This is a genomic window from Lentzea sp. NBC_00516, from assembly GCF_036346835.1.
Taxonomy (GTDB): Bacteria; Actinomycetota; Actinomycetes; order Mycobacteriales; family Pseudonocardiaceae; genus Lentzea; species Lentzea sokolovensis.
Genome location: NZ_CP107840.1, coordinates 6382573 through 6400027, shown reverse-complemented (window position 1 = coordinate 6400027; position 17455 = coordinate 6382573). Strand labels below are relative to the sequence as shown.

Genomic DNA, 17455 nt, shown 5'->3' with positions numbered 1-17455 from the left:
TAGTTCTCTCGTAACACCGCAAGGGGCTGTAGCACAGTTGGTAGCGCGTCTCGTTCGCATCGAGAAGGTCAGGGGTTCGATTCCCCTCAGCTCCACTCAATCCTCAGGCCGAGAAGTATCTGCAAAAAGCGCAGATCTTCTCGGCCTGAGGCATTTTCTGGGGGCCGAGCCCCCAGGCCCCACGCCGTGGGCAAGCCCCCGGACCCCCGTAGGTTGACCAGTAGGTCGGGGTTCTCATCAAGTCCACAAAGTACTGACTGCGTTCGGCACAGCTCGCATGAGCACGAGGGGTCGCCGATCAGGATCCTGGTGATCCGATGTGGCCGGACCGGTTCTCGCCGGCGCTGACGTGGCATGCGGCGCGTGGCGGAGGGCATCGTCCTTGTGTGCCGATCCTCCATTCCTCCAGCGAGTTCGGTGGATGGAAGGTGCCGGACCCGTCCTGAAACGCGTTCGGTCATTGCTGCGGCGCCGGATATCTTGTGCGCGTGAACAACCATGGGGGATTGAAAGCCGTGCTCGTCGCGGCGGTGGCGCTCGCCGCCGTCAGTTGCACGTCGGAGCCGAGCTCGGGGTCGGGGGACCAGCAGGCGGCGACGCAGGAGAAGCACTTCGACGTCACGGGCTTCGGCAAGCTGAAGCCCGGAATGTCCAAACAGGACGCGCTCGCCACCGGTGAGCTCGCCGCCACCGGCGCGGGCAAGACCGGCACGTGCGAGGACTACCGGTACCAGAACGGACCGGCGCCGGACGCGAAGAAGCTCGCGGACGACGCGGAGTTCGAGCTGAAGTACGAGGCCGCGCAGAAGGCCGCGGACGACGCGGAAGCGGCGGTCGGACCTGCGCCGGGAGCGAACGCGGGTGCCGCGGACTACGCCGCCCACGCGGAGAAGCTCGCGGCGTCGGCGGAGGCCTCGGCCAAGGCGACCGAGCTCATCGCGGAGTCCACGAAGCGCATCGCCGAACGGGCCGAGGCGCGTGAGGCCAACGGTGGCGTCATGTTCGCCGGCGACAAGATCCGGATGATCGTGCCACCGCCGGGTGCCACGACCGCCAAGAAGATCGGCAAGGGTGCCACGGTCGAGCAACTCAAGGCCGCGTACCCGAATGTCGTGGACTCCGAAGCCGGCAAGACCTTCGAGGTGCCGGTGCCCGATCAGCAGGGCGTCGCGCTGAACTTCTACTTCACCGACGGGAAGCTGGAGACCTTCCTGCTGTTCAACGGCGCCGCGAAGTGCAGTTGAGCTGAGCCGAAAGGGCCGTTCGCCGTAATGTGGACGGCTCTTTCGTCTATATAAGGGCCGTAAGCTCGTTTGGCTCCCGAAAGGCTGTTCCCCATGAGCGACGCCCCGCAGGACAAAGTGACGGTCCTGTCCGCTGAGGCCCTTGCCCAGTTGAAGTCGTTCCCGCTGCACGGCGACGAACGGTTGCAGAACAAGCTGCTGTGGAAGTCCCCGAACGGCGACACGATCGTCGGCCTGATCCAGATGGCACCCGGTGCGCGCGACGCCGGCCACACGCACCCGTCGGCGACGCAGCACACGTGGGTCGTCGACGGCACGGTGAGCATCGGTGGCGTGGAGGCGACGGCGGGTTCGTACGCGTTCGTACCGCCGGGCGTCGACCACGAGACCATCGCGGGCGACGAGCCGGTGACGATGTTCTACCTCTATCAGCCGTTCGCTCCCGAGCACGACCACCACGACCACTGACAGGTCCCTGCCAGGAACCGGACGGGACCTGAAGTCCGGCAAAGGCGGGAAGTCCAGGGGAATTCCCAGTTGCGTGGCCTGGATCTGTCACGCCGTGAAGAACTGGACACGGTCGGTCACGGCGCCCGTCGCCATCATCAGCCCATGCAGGTCTTGCGCAAGGCAGCGGCGTTGGTGGCGATCGGGGCGTTCCTCGGGGGCGGCATCGCGCACGCGGAGTCCCCGTTCTTCGAGGTGCAGAGTCTCGACGGGCGCGGCAACAACCGCGCCCATCCCGAGTGGGGGACCGTCGGCGAGGGGTACACCCGGTTCGCTCCCACCAGGTACGCGGACGGCGCCGGGCAGCCGGCGGAGGGGCCGAACGCGCGGTACGTCAGCAACCGGATCTTCGCCGAGGGCGGGCAGCGGTACCTCTCCGAGCGGCACGTCAGCCAGTGGGCGCAGGTGTGGGCCCAGTTCGTCGACCACACCTTCGGGCTGCGCGAGGATTCGGCCGTCGACGCCTCGATCCCGTGGGACAACGAGGCGCCGCTGGAGACCGTGCGCAACGACCTGCTGTCCACGCCCATGCGGCGCAGCGGCGAGGTGCCGGGGTCGAGCCCGCGCGAGCAGAAGAACATCGTCAGCTCCTACCTCGACGGCTGGGCGGTCTACGGCGGCAGCCAGGAGCGGCTCGACTGGCTGCGCGACGGCGCGAAACTGCTGCTGCCCAACAACCTCCTGCCGCGCCGTGACGCACGGGGCAACTCGGAGACCGCACCGCCGATGACCGGCCCGTTCGGCGCGATCACCAGCGGCCCCGGCGTGGTCACCGGCGACATGCGCGGCATGGAGAACGGCACCATCACCGCCGTGCAGACGCTGTTCGCCCGCGAGCACAACAGGATCGTGGACCGGCTCCCCGCGCATCTCTCCGACGAGGAGAAGTTCCAGATCGCGCGCAGGGTCGTGAGCGCCGAACAACAGTGGATCACCTACCAGGAGTTCCTGCCGGCGATGGGCGTGCGGCTCGCTCCCTACCGCGGCTACAACCAGTCCGTGCGAACGAGTCTGGCGAACGAGTTCGCGACCGTCGGCTATCGGTCGCACAGCATGGTGCGCGGCGATCTCTCGGTCGTCACCGAGGCGAGCCGTTACTCGGAAGCGCAGCTGAAGACGTTGCGCGACAAGGGCTTCACCGTGACGCTCACGGGCTCCAAGGCCGAGGTGAAGGTGCCGCCGCAGCTGCTGCCGTTCAACCCCGACCTCGTCGACGACGTGCAGCTCGGCCCGTTGCTGCAGAGCTTCGGCCGGCAGGACGAGGGCCTCAACGACGAGCTGATCGACGAGAACACGTTGCGCAGCATCATCTTCGTCATCCCCGGCTGCCAGCCGCGCTGCCTGACCGCGGTGGTCGACGTCGCCGCGCTGGACGTCCAACGCGGCCGTGACCACGGCATCGCCTCGTACAACGACGTGCGCCGCGCCTACGGACTCGCTCCCAAGCCTTCGTTCCAGGCGATCTCCGGAGAGGCCACCGAGTCGTTCCCCGCAGACCCCGAGCTCACGCCCGGCGCCGAGATCGACGACCCGGACAGCCTCGACTGGATCAGCCCAGGTCAGCGCCGCACGACGGTCGCCGCGCGGATGAAGGCCATCTACGGGGACGTGGGCGGCCTGGACGCGATCGTCGGCATGATGGCCGAGCCGCGGCTGCCCGGCAGCGAGTTCGGCGAGCTTCAGCAGGCCATCTGGAAGAAGCAGTTCGAGGCGTTGCGCGACGGCGACCGCTTCTTCCACGCAGGCGATCCGGCCCTGCGGTCGATCAAAGCGCGGTACGGCATCGACTACCGCCGCACCCTCGGTGATCTGATCTCCGCCAACACCGACATCCGCCGGGACGGCCTGGCGCACAACGTGTTTCGCACTCACCCATCTATGGGGTGAAGTTCGGTGAAGAACGCGGCGTCCACAAATAGTTTTCTCTCATGAGATCTGTGGTCGCCGCGTTATTACTCGTGGCCGGCACCTCCAGTGGTGCAGCGGCGTCGACCGAAGCCCCTGCCGCCAGGTGCACGGCCGCCCGACCTGTCGTCTCCAGCACGGAGACAGCTGTAGAAGCGCGCGTTCTCACCGGCTGCACGGCCGGTGAGCTCGTCGTCTTCCGGGCCGCCCTGATCGTCCGTGCCCATGGCACGTCCTGCGCCGCGGTCTCCGAGGAACTCGAAGCGGACCCTGCCACCGAGCCGCAGTGGATCCGCACCCGGCTGGAACTGGAATGCGCACCCGGTGAGAAGGGCCTCGTCGGCTCGCAGCTCACCGCCGAGATGTACGACCAGCAGAACACCCGCGTCGCCACCTATGGCCTCGGTGACTCCTTCACGGAGCGCGACCCGGCCGCGCGGCACCGGTGGACCGTCGAGTTCGTCGCGGGCCTCGGTGACCTGCCCGTGGCGCCCGATCCGGCTGTTCAGACGTCCAGCGCGTCGGCGGTCAAGGGCAGTTCGCGCACCCACTCCGATCACCGGGTTCATGCCGGCTGAGGTTTACGCGCTTTCTGCACCTTCCGTGCGATCCGGAAGATCCGGTGGATCTCCGAACGCTTCGTGGGGTGCTGGAAGATCACGGCCTCTACCGCGTCTCTGCGGCGCCACCACGACAGGTCAGGAGCGATCAGCCTGGTCAGCCGGATGAGTTCGGATGCTTTCTCCTCGTCCCACCTGGCGTGTATGGCCAGTTCGCCGAGGTGTTCGAGCAGGAGTTCCCCGAACTCGGGGTCGGCGAGCACGTGCTTGAACAGGTCCGTGACCTGCTTGGGAAAAGCCTCGGCGAATTCGACGAAGTAGTCCTGGCTGTGCTTGTAGAACCCGATCACCCACAAACCCAGCGCGAGCGTGATCGACTGGAGGCCGGTGCGGCGGTACCTCGCACCGGTCCACGACACGACCGTGTCCAGGGCGATGCCGCGGATCTCCTTGGTCGCCAGCATCGACAGCACTCCGAACACCACCGCGTTCTGCGGCGTGTACTTCTCGGACTTGCCGATCTCGGTCAGCTTCGCCAAGGACGCGGTGAGGTTCCGTCTGCCGAACTCCGACGAGTAGACGCGCGCCACCGTCCACTTCTCGTACGCGTTTCCGTACCTCGTCCACCTCTCGATGGTCTTCTCGACGAGCGGGCGCATGATGTCGTCGTCCATCAGCACTTCCATCGCCCGTGCGGCCAACGCTCGACGGCCGTACAGCCGCTGGGAGGCCAAGTTCTCGATCACCGCCAACGGTTCGTGCGCCGGGACGTTCCGCACGACGTCGCACACGGCCTTGACGCTTTCCGCCTGGAAGCGGTCGAACGTGGCGTCCTCGCACATCCAGTCACGCAGGATCTCCTGCGCAGCCGGGTACTGGCGCCACATGTGCATGAACACGCCGCGTGCCCAGTCGTGCCGCTCGAACCGGATGGTCTCCTCTTTGAGGTCCTTGTGCTTGGGGTGAGCCCGCTCCTCGACTGTCGCCCGGATCTCACGCAGCGTCTGGTCCGAAGGCTGGATCAACGGGCATCGCGGACGAAGTTTGCCGTCATCGGGCAGACGCGCTTTCCTGATGTTCTGGTCCAACGCCCAGGCTCGCTGCCAAACGTGCTCGACCGGCTGGTTCTCCAGGACGGCGACCGCGAAGGAGTACGCGTGCCCACGCACGTCCAGGTCCTCGAACCAGCGCGCGACGGCGTCGGTGACCTCCTCCTTCAGCGAGGTGATTGCCGCGGCGACTTCGATTTCGCCCTCCTGAACCTGCACGGCCAGGTCAGCGGCGCGCACCGCCTTGTCCGGTGACGCGCCCTCCAACGCCGCGGCGAGATCGCCCTTGATCGTGAGCTGCACGGGGCCGTCCACGTGGCCGCGGCGGCGCAACGTCGCCAGTGCCACCTCTACCGCCGAGGGCGCGGTCAGTGCGACGGCGTGCTTCGACGCGCTGTTCGGAGTTTGGAAGAGGTGGTCGAGCAGGATCACGAGCCGACAGCCCGCGTCTTTCACAACACGGAGGCACTGCGTGAAGTCCAGGTCGGTGAACGGCCGGTCGCGGGTGCCGCGGAGGTCGAGGACAAGAGCGGCCTCCTGTTCCAGTTCTGGTTCGCGGATGCTGCCGATCGTGCGGGACCGGTTCATGTCGGCGATCTTCGTGATCTTGAGATCGTCGACGAGCATCCGGCGAGCGGTGAACGTGCGGCCGGTTCCCTCGCCGCACAGCACGACCACGCTCTCCTTGCGCAAGATGCTGACCGCGGCCGCGAAGCCTCCTGGTACGACGAACTCACTCCGCACGTCCTCGATGTCCTGAGGCGCTGCGTATCGAACGATCAGATCTGCCTTCTCGGAGGCGACGGAGGCGTAGTAGTTGATGTCGCCGGTGATGTCGCTGACCTGAATGCCGCGCATGTCACCGTTCGTGACGTTCTTCTTCTCCGGAATGTAGCGAGCTTCGTTCGGTGACAACGGCGATGTCTCAGGTGAAGGCCGCGGGTTGTCGTCGGCTCCCTGCACCGATCCGTTTTCCTTGTCCTCACTCATGGCCGTCGACCTCCGTAGAAGGTCAGACCGCCGTTGACCGTGCCTGCTTGGACGCCGCGCATCTCGCCGTGCACTACGTTCTGCACGCGCGCCGTGGGTTCCGGGGCACTGGTGGTGCCGGCGAACGCAGCCAAGCTGCGTGGGTCGAAGCCGGGCACCCGGACCCACGCGTCGTGCCGGTACTCCTTGTTGGACGCGGGCAACGATGCGAAGTCGCTGCGCCTCGCCACCTGCGTGTGGTCGCCGCTGAACGCGGTGTCCAGCGCTTCGGTCGAGACGATCAACGCGGTCGTCGCGGTCTCTTCGCCGGCCTCGTCATGGCAGCGCCTCAGCAGCTCCTTGAACTCCGGCGCGTCGAGTAGCCGGGTGTGGTTGATTCGGGCGCGGTGGAAGCCGTCGTCACCGACCGGGCCGACGTGGACGGCCACGCGCAGCCGCACTTCCGGCTTGCTCCAGCGGTTGTGTTCGATCGTGAGCTGGTCGAGCCGCACGGCGGCGTCCAGGATTGCGCCGAGATGTTCGCTCGGCAGCACCATCAGGGCTCCGTCGCCCGGCGATTCCAGGGAGAGCACGTCGTCTGGCTGGACTCCGCTCTGCGCCAGCGCGGCGTCGATCAGCTTCGAGATCACGCCGGGGACGGCGTTCATCAGATAGCCGGGCAGTTGTGCCGAGCCGATGACGTCGACGCCGAGCAACGCGCGGTGCTGCGGAACTGGGTTCACTCGCGGCCTCCAATTCGACGAGGAGGACAGCGAGTATGTTGGCTCGGGCGGGCGCGTTCACCCGGAAAGCAGGGGCAAGAAGTGGTCAGTTCATGTCATCGACATTGGCAATGAAATGGCCAAGACCGTCGGGGTCCGGCAGCCGGTAACGCAGTCGGCTGGTCTGGAGGAGGTCCCGAACGCGCAGCGCGTGCAGGATCGGTTCAATCGTCTTCACCGACATCGCGACGGCGTGCGCCACGTCCTGCTGACTCACTCCACGCAGTTCGAGACCCGAGCCGGCCCCGGTGCCGAACTCGCGTGCCCATGACAGCAGGCACATCGCCACTCTCGCTGCACCGGAGCGCATTTGCCGCAGCTGGTTCTCGTCCGCTTTGCGCTGTCGTTCGCGCCACGTCTCTTCCACGAGCAACTGGACGCCCAGGTCGTTCCTCAATGCACGGAAGTGGCTACCTGCCACGTGCCATGCCCTCCCCGCGACCAGTGCGATCACGTGGGCGCTCCGCCGGGCACCGGTGGTCACGCCGATCTCCCCGAGCATTGCGCCGGAACCGTACAGGCCGGTGATCGGCTCGCTGGCTCCTCCGGTTGGCAGAACCACCTTGACCAGGCCCGACTCGAGCAGCAGCACCTCGTCGCTCGGGGTGCCGGCGGTGATCAGGTGCTCGCCTCGGCGGAATGAGCGCAGCCTCCTGCCCGTGCGGAGGACGGCGCGCCCTCGGTCTCCCCGAGAATCATCCATTCGTGCGGACCCTGCCGGCCTGCGTGACGCTTTCCGGTCGCTGACCGACATCACCGATGAGGTTCAACAGGATCTGGCGTTGATGCGTTCTAGTGGTCGACAGGGCAAGGACTCTCATGGATTGACAGCCTGGCAGAGTCGATTGGGCCGGAGGTACAACGCGGTGATCAAGGAAAGGGTTGCTGTGGCATCCACCGCAGACCAATCACGCACCGTACGCTGACAGGTCGCCTAGGCTGAGGGTGATCTCGGAAGGGGTGGTGTGAGTCGTGGGGCTCGCTGAGTCCTTGCTCACGTGGCTGCACGGCTTCGTGGGCGCGAGTGTCTGCCCCGGTGACTGGGTGTGGACCACCACGGCGCTCGGTGCGGTGCTCGGGTTGTTCCCGACGATTGGGGCGCTGCTGTCCATCGCCGTGCGCCGGATCGTGGGCAACTCCTACGGCCCCGTTACCGGTGCCATCTTCACCGTGCTCGGCGTCGCCAGCTGTCTGGTGCTGCCGTGGCTCATCATGCGCGGCACCGTGCAGGGCCTGGCCAAGCGTGCCATCGACGGGTCCGCGTCGCTCGACGAGAACACCTGCTTCGGCACGTTCTCGCAGGGGAGCTACCTGGTCGACGGGGCGCCGTCGATCATCGGCGTGGCCCAGCGGCCGATGGCGGAGCCAGTGTTCCTGGTCGCCGCGGTCATCACCGTCGTGCTCGCGCTGCTGTGCCTGCTGTTCGTGATGCTGCAGTCGGGCTCGGCGTTCCGGCTCGGGCCGAACTGGCCGCGCCGGGTCTTCTGGCCCATGTTCCTGGTACTGCTGGTGACGACGTCGGCATTCCCCGTGACACTTGTGGGCCATGTGCTCCTCGGGTTTCTGCCAATTGCGGTAATCGGCTCAATCGTCGTGCGGATTTTCGGGTTGACTACCGCCATGCTGAACCGCCCCGGCCGCGACCGGTCCGCCGACCGGAACTCGCAGAACTCGCCGCCACCGCAGCCGGTGGCGCGCACCCCGCAGCCTCAGAACAACCAGCTTTCGTCTGGTCAGCCTGCTCAGAAGAAGGCGCCGACCAAGCCGATCGACGCCTCGGCGCACCGGCCGCCGCCGCAGAACACGCCCCAGAACCCGCCGCCGTACCAGCCGGCGCAGGTGCCGAAGTACCAACCGGCCCCGATGAACCGGCCGATGCGCCCGGTGACGCAGCCGCAGCAGCCGCCCCAGAACCAGCCGCCGCGGCAGTACCCGCCGACCCGTGTCGCCGAGGTCCTGCCCCAGCCCAAGCCGCCGCAGCCGTCCACCCCGGCCGTGCTCGCGGACACGCCAGGCCCGCTGCCGTTCGGACCGGGCGCGGCCAACGCCGAGTCGCCCGCGCCCGTGCAGAAGTCGGGCAAGGTCTGGAACCCCGGCAACGGCAGGTTCCGCCGCGTCCGCCAGCTCGGTTCCGGCGGCTTCGGCACGGTCTGGCTGGCTGTCGACGAGCAGCTCGACCGCACGGTCGCGGTGAAGCTCGCGCACGCCCCGGACAACGACACCGAGGCGCGGATGCTCCGAGAGGCCCGCGCGCTCGCCGCGGTCCGGCACCCGAACTGCGTGCGGGTGTTCGACATCGTCCAGGACCCGGACGGCCTGGCCCTGGTGATGGAGTACATCGAGGGCGCCTCGCTGTCCGAGACGGTGCTGAAGAACGGGCTGATCGACGACAAGCTCGCCGCCCGCCTCTGGCTGAACATGGCCGACGCGCTGGCAGCGGCCCACGACCGCGGCGTTCTGCACCGCGACGTGAAGCCGTCCAACGTGATCGTGGACAACCAGGGCACCGCGCACCTGATCGACTTCGGCATCGCCCGTTCCAAGGGCGACAGCACGCTGACCGCCACCGGCATGATGGTCGGTACCCCGGACTTCCTCGCCCCGGAGACGGCGCGCGGCGAGACGGCCTCGCCGGCGTCCGACTCCTGGCAGCTGGCCGCGACGGTCTCCTACGCGCTGACCGGCCACCCGCCGCGCGGCTCCCGCGAGAACCCGATCTCCTCGCTGATGGCCGCCGCGCAGGGCGAACCGATCACCAAGCTGCCGCAGAAGAGCGCGCACGCCCGCCTGCTGCTCGCGGCGATGGACCCGGAACCGGGCCGCCGTCCGTCGCTGGCCCAGGTGCGGGGACAGCTCTCGCAGTTCCTCGACCAGCAGGGCATGAGCAAGGAAGGCCCGGTCACCAAGATGATCAGCAAGCCGACGCCGCCGCCCACGAGGCACATGCCGATGTAGGCATCCGGGTGAACACCTCGCACGGCGGTAACGGTCATAAAGAGTTCAACGACGACAGCGTTGTTTCCCGACCGCAAAGCCGCCATGCGAGGAAACTATGACCGCTGAAGAGAGTTGGCATGCCGCACGCCTGATTCCGACTTCGGGCATCAACGGTGCTGAAGAACAAGAACGTCGGGCTACATCGGCGTTGCTGGCTGTCATGTCAGCGGTGCGTGAGTTCGGGCGGGCGTTGACCCAGCCGCTGGGAGCGCCCGCCGCAGCGGTGCAGACCTTCATCGAGGTCCCGTTCGAACTCGACGGCCGCAAGCTCATCCCGGACGGGCTGATCCGGGTGACCCGCGGGCAGAAGTCGTGGACCGCGCTGGTCGAGGTGAAGACCGGGTCCAACGAACTCCAGGTGGAACAGCTGGAGAACTACCTGGACGTCGCGCGGGAGTTCGGGTTCGACGCGGTCGTCACGATCTCGAACGAAATCTCGCCGTTGCCCGGCCAGCATCCGACCCCGGTAGACCGCAAGAAGCTCAAGAAGGTTGCGCTCCACCACTGGTCGTGGAGCGAGGTGCTCTGCGAGGCCGTGATGCAGAAGGAACACCGCGGGGTGGCCGACCCCGACCAGGCATGGGTCCTCGGGGAGCTGATCAGGTACCTCGAACATCCGCGATCAGGTGCGATGGCGTTCGAGGACATGGGGCAGTCGTGGGTTCCGCTGCGTGACGCGGTGGAGGCGCGCACGCTGCGGGCGACCGACAAGATCGCACCCGACGTGGTGCTCCGGTTCGAGGCGCTGCTCCGCTTCGCCGGGCTGCAGCTCGGCAGACGACTCGGCACGGACGTCACACCGGCGTTGTCCCGCAAGGATCTCGCCGAGCCGCAGGTCCGTCTTTCCCGGCAGCTCACGCAACTGGTGGCCGACGGCAGGCTGTCCGGAGGGATTCGCATTCCCGACACGGTCGGGACGTTGCACGTCGTCGCCGATCTGCGGGCCGGCCGAGTGATCTGCGGTGTCGACGTGGAAGGTCCCAGGGAAGGACGCCCTGCGACCCGGATCAACTGGTTGCTCCGGCAGCTGAAGAACGCGCCCGACTCGGTTCGACTGGAAGCGTTCGTCGCACACGGCAGAGGAGCCGGCGCCTCGGAGTTGCTGGGTGCGGTCCGCGCGAATCCCGCGCTGCTGATCACTGATCCGCAGAAGGAGATCCGCGGGTTCCGAGTCGAGATCTCGGCCCCCATGGGCTCGAAACGCGGCACCGGGCGCAACTCCTTCATCGATTCGGTGCTGAACGCGGTCTCGTCGTTCTACGAGGAGATCGTGCAGAACCTCAAGCCGTGGTCCGCCACACCGCCGAAGATCAGGGCGGAAGGTGCGTTCACGCCGCCTGCGGACGTGCCCGTGGCGCTCGTGTCCACAGCACCGTCGTCGCAGGACGGGCCCGAGCTCCAGGTGCCCGCGGTACCTGTACCGCACGAGGCTTCGGTCGACGCTTAGGCGAACCGGGTGAACGTTGGACCGGTCCGTAACGGTGATTCACCGTTCACCGACCTAAGCCGTGGTTCACCCGGAAAAGCCTCGGCATCTCACGGGATGCCCTTCTGAGGGTGGTGAGGCGGTTTCCGCCGATCGCCTCACCACTCACCTTCGGGCAAATGGCCGCAACCGCTTGCGCAGCAGCAAGAACAGCCCGGCCGCACCGGCGACCACCGCGCCGATGGTCCACACGGGTAAAGGCTTTCCCGGCGACTCCTCTGGCACCGTCACGGCGGCCGGCGTAGGGGCGGCCTTCTTCAACGGCGGCGCGATCTCCTGCCACGGCCACTCGCCGTCCGTCGCTCCCTGGACCATCTGCGGGTCGACCGGCTTCACCAGCAACGTGCCCGGCACCGTCAGCGTGCCCAGCGCGTGGTCCTGGAACATGCCCTGCACGCCGAACACCTCATAGGTGCCGTTGGGCAAGGAGAACGTCACGGCGTAGTGCGCGGGTTCGCCCAGCGGTACGCCGACGAACTGTCGCGAGTCCGCCCCGGACTGGAACCTCAGGCCGGTCTTGCCGAGATCGCCGGAGAACGGGTGCGTGCCGTGTTGCAGCACCCAGTAGCCGACCGTGTGCGTGGTCGAGGCCTGGATCGACGGCACCGGGTCGACGTACGTGACCGCCCAGCCGCCCGCGAGCGCGCTGGGTGCGCTGATCAGCAGGAAAGCGCCTATCAAGGCGAGAATTCTCATGACGCGACTACACCGGGAACCGAAGTGAGGTTCCCGGTGTAGGAAGGGCATCACGGACGAAGCGGTGGCACGGGCGATCGCAGGTGACCAGGCGGCCTACGGCGAGCTGGTCGCCCGGTACACCGCGCTCGCGCACCGGACGGCCTACCTGCTCGGGGCGGGTGCGGACGCCGGTGACGTGGTGCAGGAGGCGTTCGTGAAGGCGTACCGGAAGCTCCACACGTTCAAGCCCGAAGCCGACTTCAAGCCGTGGCTGCTCAAGATCGTCGCCAACGAGACCAAGAACCTGCACCGCGGCCGCCGGCGGCGCAACCTGATGGAGCTCAAGCTCGCCACTGTCACGGAGACCGTCGACCACGACGACCCCGGCACGCTCGTGGACGACTCTCGCGCCCAGCTCCTGAAGGCCGTGCAGAGCCTTCCCGAGCACGATCGCCAGGTCGTCACGTGCCGGTACCTGCTGGAGCTGAGCGAGGCCGAGACCGCGCAGACCCTCAACCTGGCCAAAGGAACCGTGAAGTCGCGGCTGTCCAGGGCACTCGCCAAACTGCGCCCGATGCTGGAGGAGGTGGCCCATGACCGATGAACCGACCGAGGCCGCCCTCCTCGACCTGGGCCGGCGGATCCACGTGCCCGAACCGCCGGACGTCACCGCCCAGGTGCTGACCCGGATCAACGCCCCGCGCCGCCGAAACCGTTGGCTGGCCGCGCTAGTAGCCGCGGTGACGGCCTTCGCGATCGCCTTCGCGGTGTCCCCGGCGGTGCGGGCAGGCGTGCAGAACCTCCTCGAGTTCGCCGGCGTCGAGTTCCGCACCGAAGCGCCGCCGAGCGTCGCGCCTCCGTTGCCCAGCCAGGAGGTCTCGCTCGACCAGGCGCGAAAGGAAATGCCGTTCGAGATCCACCTGCCGGCAGAACTCGGCGAGCCGGACAGGATCACCGTCCACGAAGGACGGTTCGTCACGCTGCACTACGGAACCCTGAGGCTCGACCAGTTCGACGGCACGATCAGCTCGACCGTCGGCAAGCTGATCCACCAGGAGGGCGTCGAGCAGATCGACGACAAGATCTGGATCCCCTACCCGCACGTGTTCTTCTACATCGACCGCGACGGCCAATGGCACACCGAGGAACCGCAGGCGGCCGGGCAAACCCTGCTCTGGCAACGAGGTCAGGTCACCAACAGACTCGAAGGCGACCTGACCAGGGAGCGTGCGTTGAAGATCAGCGAGAGTTGACACCTGCTTGCTGGTCGGTGTCGTGCCGGTAGAGGAGGATGTCGTCCTCGCCTCCGCCGACCCACCTGTCTCACACGCGTTCACGCTGGAGCTCAAGAGCCTGCAGCCACGGCTCTACGCGGATGGCTCCGTCCAGCTGGTCGACGGGGAGAAGGTCGTCGGCTCGATCCCCGCCGGGTTCATGAACGAGGCTGTGGACACGCGGTCGGACGACGGCCGCTGCGGGTTGGACAAGATCGACGACGACACCTGGACGTTGAGCGTCGAACTGAACAAAGCCTGGCTGCGCGATCCCGCTCGCGTCTTCCCGGTCGTCGTGGACCGACCTTGGCGCATTCCATCCTGTCCGCCGATGACACGTGCCGGACTCCGTGCAGGTATACGCGAAAGGTGATCAGAACTGCGCCTGCCTCGTCTACATTCCGAACGTGATCGCCCGGCCTGCGATCTTTGAGGGGTGCTAGCAGTGGTAGACACCAATCCCAAGTACTGGGTTCACGGGCATATGGCCTTCTTCATGGAGGAACATCCGCTGGACTCCGTCGACCTGCTTGCAGAGACCGTTGGCGGGCCTGCGGCCACACCACCAGCGCAGGACTGGGCGGCGGTCGAAGAACGGTTGGGCAGCACACTGCCGAGCGACTACAAGCGACTGGTGGAACGGTTCGGCGCAGGACAGTTCGGTTCGATCCGGCTCTGCGCGCCCGATGCCCCCATCGCCGAGTACGACCTGTTCGCACTCGTCGACCGGATTCAGGCACAGGCCGAAGAGTTCAGACCCACGACGGAACCACCGTTCAACGCTCCCTTTCACCCTCAGGATGGCGGCCTGGTGCCGTGGGGCGAGATGGACGGCGGCTTCACGTTCTTCTGGAAACCAACGAGCGACACGGACACGAGGCCGGTAGTGGTCTCCGATCCGAGCTGGCTCGCCTGGTACCAGCCATCCCGATCAGCCAGCACTTTCATCTCCGACTACCTCAAGTCGCCAACCGGAGAGCTGGACGGCATCGAATTGGAGCCAGCGGACGCCGGGGTCGGGGTGCGGTTCGTGCCTGCGGTCGGTACCTGAGTTTCTGGTGCACTGACAGGCGAACGAGAAGAACGCGACGAGCAGCCGCCAAGGCCGTGTGTTCTCAGGCTGGGGTTGCTGTCGGCGCACCGCTGGGTGAGGACCGAGGTCAGGTCACCAACACGCTCGAAGGCGACCTGACCAGGGAGCGTGCTTTGAAGATCAGCGAGAGTTGACGGTGTGATGATCAACCCCGAGTACTGGGTCAAGGCCCATCGTGCGAGTGTCATGCGGCGCAGGCCGCTCGATTCCGTCGAGCGGCTGTCGGAAGTGCCCGGCGTTCCTGAGAACACGCCAACCGCACAGGACTGGGCGGCCGTCGAGGATCGTCTCGGTTCCACGCTGCCGGCCGACTACAAGCGGTTCGTCGACCACTTCGGTGCGGGGCAACTGGGCGGTGTTCGGGTCTGCGTACCCCAAGCTCTCGCAGTCGAGTACGACCTGTTCACGTTGGTCGACCGGGTAACGGCACAGGCGGAAGCGTTTCGCCCGACCACGAGCCCACCGTTCAACGCGCCTTTCCATCCGCAGGAGGGCGGCCTGGTGCCGTGGGGCGAGTTGGACGGTGGGTTCACCTTCCTCTGGTCACCTGCCGGCGACGATCCTGACGCGTGGCCTGTGGTGGTCTCGGATCCCAGCTGGCTCGCCTGGAATCAGCCGTACCTGTCGTTCAGCACGTTCCTGGCCGACTACCTCGACTCGCCCACCGGGTTGGTCCGGGGCGTTCAGCTACCGCCTGCCGGTACAGGGGTGCGGTTCGTTCCTGCAGTCGGTACGTGAGTTCCTGTTGCCACTGAAGATCAGCGAGAGTTAGCCAGGGCCTTCTCGATCATCGGCACCAGGCTGCGGGTGTACTGGCTGTTGAGGTGGTCGGAGTCGTAGTACACCGCCACGTTCCCGACCACGGCGTAGCACTGCTTCTCGTCGCAGAAGTGCTCGGACAGGTCGACCAGGGACACCCCGGCGTTGCCCGTGGAGCGAGCGACCTCGGTCAACGGGTCGGCAGGGTGGGCCACCGCACGCGGGATCGCGCAGGCCTCGGGGTTCGACGCGTTCAGGGTCACGCAGTCGGGCGAGCGGACCTTGCCGTTGTACGGCGGATCGGCGAGCACGACCACGCGGGCGCCCGCGTCCGTCCACTTGCGCCACCGCGGTTCCAGGCCGGCGCGATACTGATCGGTCTGGCTGCGGCCGCTCTTGTCGTCGGCGGGTTCCTCGCGGGAGTAGAACGACGTCAGCACCATCGACGGCTTGTCGTCGGCGATCACGTCGGTCATCCGCTTCGTCCAGTCGGCGCAGCGCTTGACCTCCTGCTCGGTGTGCTTGTCGCCGCGGAACGACGGGTTGTGGACGTCCGCGAACGGGCACGCGCCGAGGAAGCTGACCTTGAGCTGCCACTTGCGTTCGCGGGCGATCTCGAAGATCGGCGGCTGCCACTGCTGGGCGTGCGAGTCGCCCACGAGCCAGACCTTCTCAGCACCGGGCGCGCCACCGGAGAAGTCGCAGACGGACGTGGTGTCCTTGTCCTCCGCCTTGTAGTCCTGGACGCGCCTGCACTCGGGCGCGATCGGCCAGTACTCGTTGGCCGGACCCATCGCGGGCACGCGGGCCGGGCCGAACGGGGTGGGGCAGCCGTTGATGCCGATCATCGCGTTGGCGCCGTGGCACGGTCCGTCGAGGCCCGCGGCCACGTCGCGGTCCGCCTGGGCGACGTGCCGGTGGTAGGTCCACTGGAGTCCGCCGGCGAGGATGGTCACGACGGCGATGCCGATCATCATGCTCGAGAACGTCAGGCCGCGGCTGCGGGTGAGCGGGCCCCACGACATGCCGTGGTCCTCGACGACCACCTTCGACACCCACGCGACGACCATCGACAGCGCGAGCAGGCCCAGCAGCCACGGCGTGCTGAGCTTGCCCTTGTCCAGCAGGCCGCTCAGCGCGAACGGCGCGAGCAGCAGGAACGGCCAGTGCCACAGGTACAGCGAGTAGCTGATGCCGCCGATGAACTGCACGGGTCGTGAGGCGGTCACCGCCGTATGCCACTGCCTGCCGGGACGCAGGCCGGACATGATCACCAGGCCGGTGCCGACCGCGGGAAGCAGGGCGAGGTAGCCGGGGAACGCCGTGTGGTGGTCGTAGAGGAACGCCGTCGAGATGATCATCGCGAGGCCCGCGAACGCCGCGAGTTCGGCCGCGACGCGGGGCAGCACCAGCTTCATGGACGCCAGTGCCACGCCGGCGCCGATCGCGAACTCCCACACCCGCACCGGGGTGATGAAGTACGCCTGACTGGGCGAGACGATCGTGTAGTAGACGCTCAGCGCGAACGAGACCACGCCGAGGATCGCGACGCCGAGCACCACCCAGCGGCGCCTGCCGATCTTGAAGAAGCCGATCAGCAGCAGCGGCCAGAACAGGTAGAACTGCTCCTCGACCGACAGCGACCAGTAGTGCTGGACGAGGCTCGCGGCCTCGTTCTGCGCGGAGTAGTTGACCGACTTGCCCGCGAGCAGCCAGTTCTCCCAGTAGGAGGCGGCGGCGAAGGACTCCCAGGCGTTGGCCGTCCAGCGCGGGTAGGGCAGCAGGAAGTAGGCGGCGAGGATGCTGAAACCGAGCACCAGGAACGCCGCGGGCAGCAGTCGCCTGACCCGTCGCGCGTAGAACGTGCCGAGCCGCACCCGGCTCGTGCGGACGATCTCCTTGTCGAGGTGGGACGTGATCAGGAAACCGGAGATGACGAAGAAGACGTCGACACCGACATAACCACCGGTCAGTCCATCGGGCCAGAAGTGGTTGACCACCACGGCCAGCACCGCGATCGCGCGCAGTGCCTGGATGTCGGTGCGGAAACCGGTACCCGCCGGCTTGCCGCTGGCGGGTCTCTCGGTGTCCGGCTTCTCGCTGAGTTCTGTGGTCGTGCTCATGGCTGAATCCCCCAGGATTGATCAGCACG

At 67.1% G+C, this 17455-nt stretch carries 16 protein-coding genes and 1 tRNA gene; 12 read left to right on the top strand and 5 right to left on the bottom strand.

Features of this window, described 5'->3' with window-relative positions:
* Positions 1 to 22: 22 nt before the first annotated feature.
* The 5 genes from OG205_RS28840 (at position 23) to OG205_RS28820 (ending at position 4234) form a co-directional block, all read left to right on the top strand.
* Positions 23 to 95 (top strand) — tRNA-Ala (locus OG205_RS28840).
* Between the two features lie 393 nt (positions 96 to 488).
* Complete coding sequence (locus OG205_RS28835; RefSeq protein WP_330271148.1) at positions 489 to 1244, top strand: hypothetical protein; 756 nt, start codon at positions 489 to 491, stop codon at positions 1242 to 1244.
* Positions 1245 to 1337: 93 nt separating this feature from the next.
* Entirely contained in the window at positions 1338 to 1712 is a 375-nt protein-coding gene (locus OG205_RS28830; protein WP_330271147.1) for a cupin domain-containing protein, read from the top strand.
* Positions 1713 to 1856: 144 nt separating this feature from the next.
* Positions 1857 to 3638: a peroxidase family protein gene (locus tag OG205_RS28825; protein ID WP_330271146.1), complete on the top strand. Its 1782-nt coding sequence runs from the start codon at positions 1857 to 1859 to the stop codon at positions 3636 to 3638.
* Between the two features lie 41 nt (positions 3639 to 3679).
* The gene (locus OG205_RS28820; RefSeq protein ID WP_330271145.1) at positions 3680 to 4234 is read left to right on the top strand and encodes a hypothetical protein; all 555 of its coding nucleotides are present in this window, start codon (positions 3680 to 3682) and stop codon (positions 4232 to 4234) included.
* Here OG205_RS28820 and OG205_RS28815 read toward each other — a convergent pair.
* The 3 genes from OG205_RS28815 to OG205_RS28805 all read right to left on the bottom strand — a co-directional run bounded on the left by OG205_RS28815 (position 4222) and on the right by OG205_RS28805 (position 7719).
* The gene (locus tag OG205_RS28815) at positions 4222 to 6255 is read right to left on the bottom strand and encodes a hypothetical protein (RefSeq protein WP_330271144.1); all 2034 of its coding nucleotides are present in this window, start codon (positions 6253 to 6255) and stop codon (positions 4222 to 4224) included. The two genes, OG205_RS28820 and OG205_RS28815, sit on opposite strands and share 13 nt — an antisense overlap.
* The gene (locus OG205_RS28810) at positions 6252 to 6977 is read right to left on the bottom strand and encodes a hypothetical protein (protein WP_330271143.1); all 726 of its coding nucleotides are present in this window, start codon (positions 6975 to 6977) and stop codon (positions 6252 to 6254) included. The genes OG205_RS28815 and OG205_RS28810 overlap by 4 nt, the downstream gene beginning before the upstream one ends.
* Before the next feature lie 85 nt (positions 6978 to 7062).
* On the bottom strand, positions 7063 to 7719 hold the full coding sequence (locus OG205_RS28805) for a Crp/Fnr family transcriptional regulator (protein WP_330271142.1): 657 nt from the start codon (positions 7717 to 7719) through the stop codon (positions 7063 to 7065).
* A gap of 269 nt (positions 7720 to 7988) precedes the next feature.
* On the opposite strand from OG205_RS28805, the gene OG205_RS28800 reads away from it, so the two are divergent.
* On the top strand, positions 7989 to 9971 hold the full coding sequence (locus tag OG205_RS28800; protein ID WP_330271141.1) for a serine/threonine-protein kinase: 1983 nt from the start codon (positions 7989 to 7991) through the stop codon (positions 9969 to 9971).
* Between the two features lie 202 nt (positions 9972 to 10173).
* Complete coding sequence (locus OG205_RS28795; protein WP_330271140.1) at positions 10174 to 11460, top strand: hypothetical protein; 1287 nt, start codon at positions 10174 to 10176, stop codon at positions 11458 to 11460.
* A 144-nt stretch (positions 11461 to 11604) separates the two neighbouring features.
* Here OG205_RS28795 and OG205_RS28790 read toward each other — a convergent pair whose 3' ends face one another.
* Positions 11605 to 12195 (bottom strand): hypothetical protein, encoded by a 591-nt coding sequence (locus OG205_RS28790; RefSeq protein WP_330271139.1) that lies wholly within the window; start codon positions 12193 to 12195, stop codon positions 11605 to 11607.
* Between the two features lie 64 nt (positions 12196 to 12259).
* Here OG205_RS28790 and OG205_RS28785 point away from each other — a divergent pair, with 64 nt between their 5' ends.
* The 5 genes from OG205_RS28785 to OG205_RS28765 all read left to right on the top strand — a co-directional run bounded on the left by OG205_RS28785 (position 12260) and on the right by OG205_RS28765 (position 15282).
* On the top strand, positions 12260 to 12781 hold the full coding sequence (locus OG205_RS28785) for an RNA polymerase sigma factor (protein WP_330271138.1): 522 nt from the start codon (positions 12260 to 12262) through the stop codon (positions 12779 to 12781).
* The gene (locus OG205_RS28780; protein ID WP_330271137.1) at positions 12771 to 13430 is read left to right on the top strand and encodes a hypothetical protein; all 660 of its coding nucleotides are present in this window, start codon (positions 12771 to 12773) and stop codon (positions 13428 to 13430) included. The genes OG205_RS28785 and OG205_RS28780 overlap by 11 nt, the downstream gene beginning before the upstream one ends.
* Before the next feature lie 22 nt (positions 13431 to 13452).
* Positions 13453 to 13824, top strand: coding sequence for a hypothetical protein (locus OG205_RS28775; protein ID WP_330271136.1), 372 nt, complete (start codon positions 13453 to 13455; stop codon positions 13822 to 13824).
* A 111-nt stretch (positions 13825 to 13935) separates the two neighbouring features.
* Positions 13936 to 14502 (top strand): SMI1/KNR4 family protein, encoded by a 567-nt coding sequence (locus OG205_RS28770; protein WP_330271135.1) that lies wholly within the window; start codon positions 13936 to 13938, stop codon positions 14500 to 14502.
* Positions 14503 to 14685: 183 nt separating this feature from the next.
* Positions 14686 to 15282, top strand: coding sequence for an SMI1/KNR4 family protein (locus OG205_RS28765; RefSeq protein ID WP_330271134.1), 597 nt, complete (start codon positions 14686 to 14688; stop codon positions 15280 to 15282).
* Between the two features lie 20 nt (positions 15283 to 15302).
* Here OG205_RS28765 and OG205_RS28760 read toward each other — a convergent pair whose 3' ends face one another.
* The gene (locus tag OG205_RS28760) at positions 15303 to 17426 is read right to left on the bottom strand and encodes an acyltransferase family protein (RefSeq protein ID WP_330271133.1); all 2124 of its coding nucleotides are present in this window, start codon (positions 17424 to 17426) and stop codon (positions 15303 to 15305) included.
* Positions 17427 to 17455: the final 29 nt, after the last annotated feature.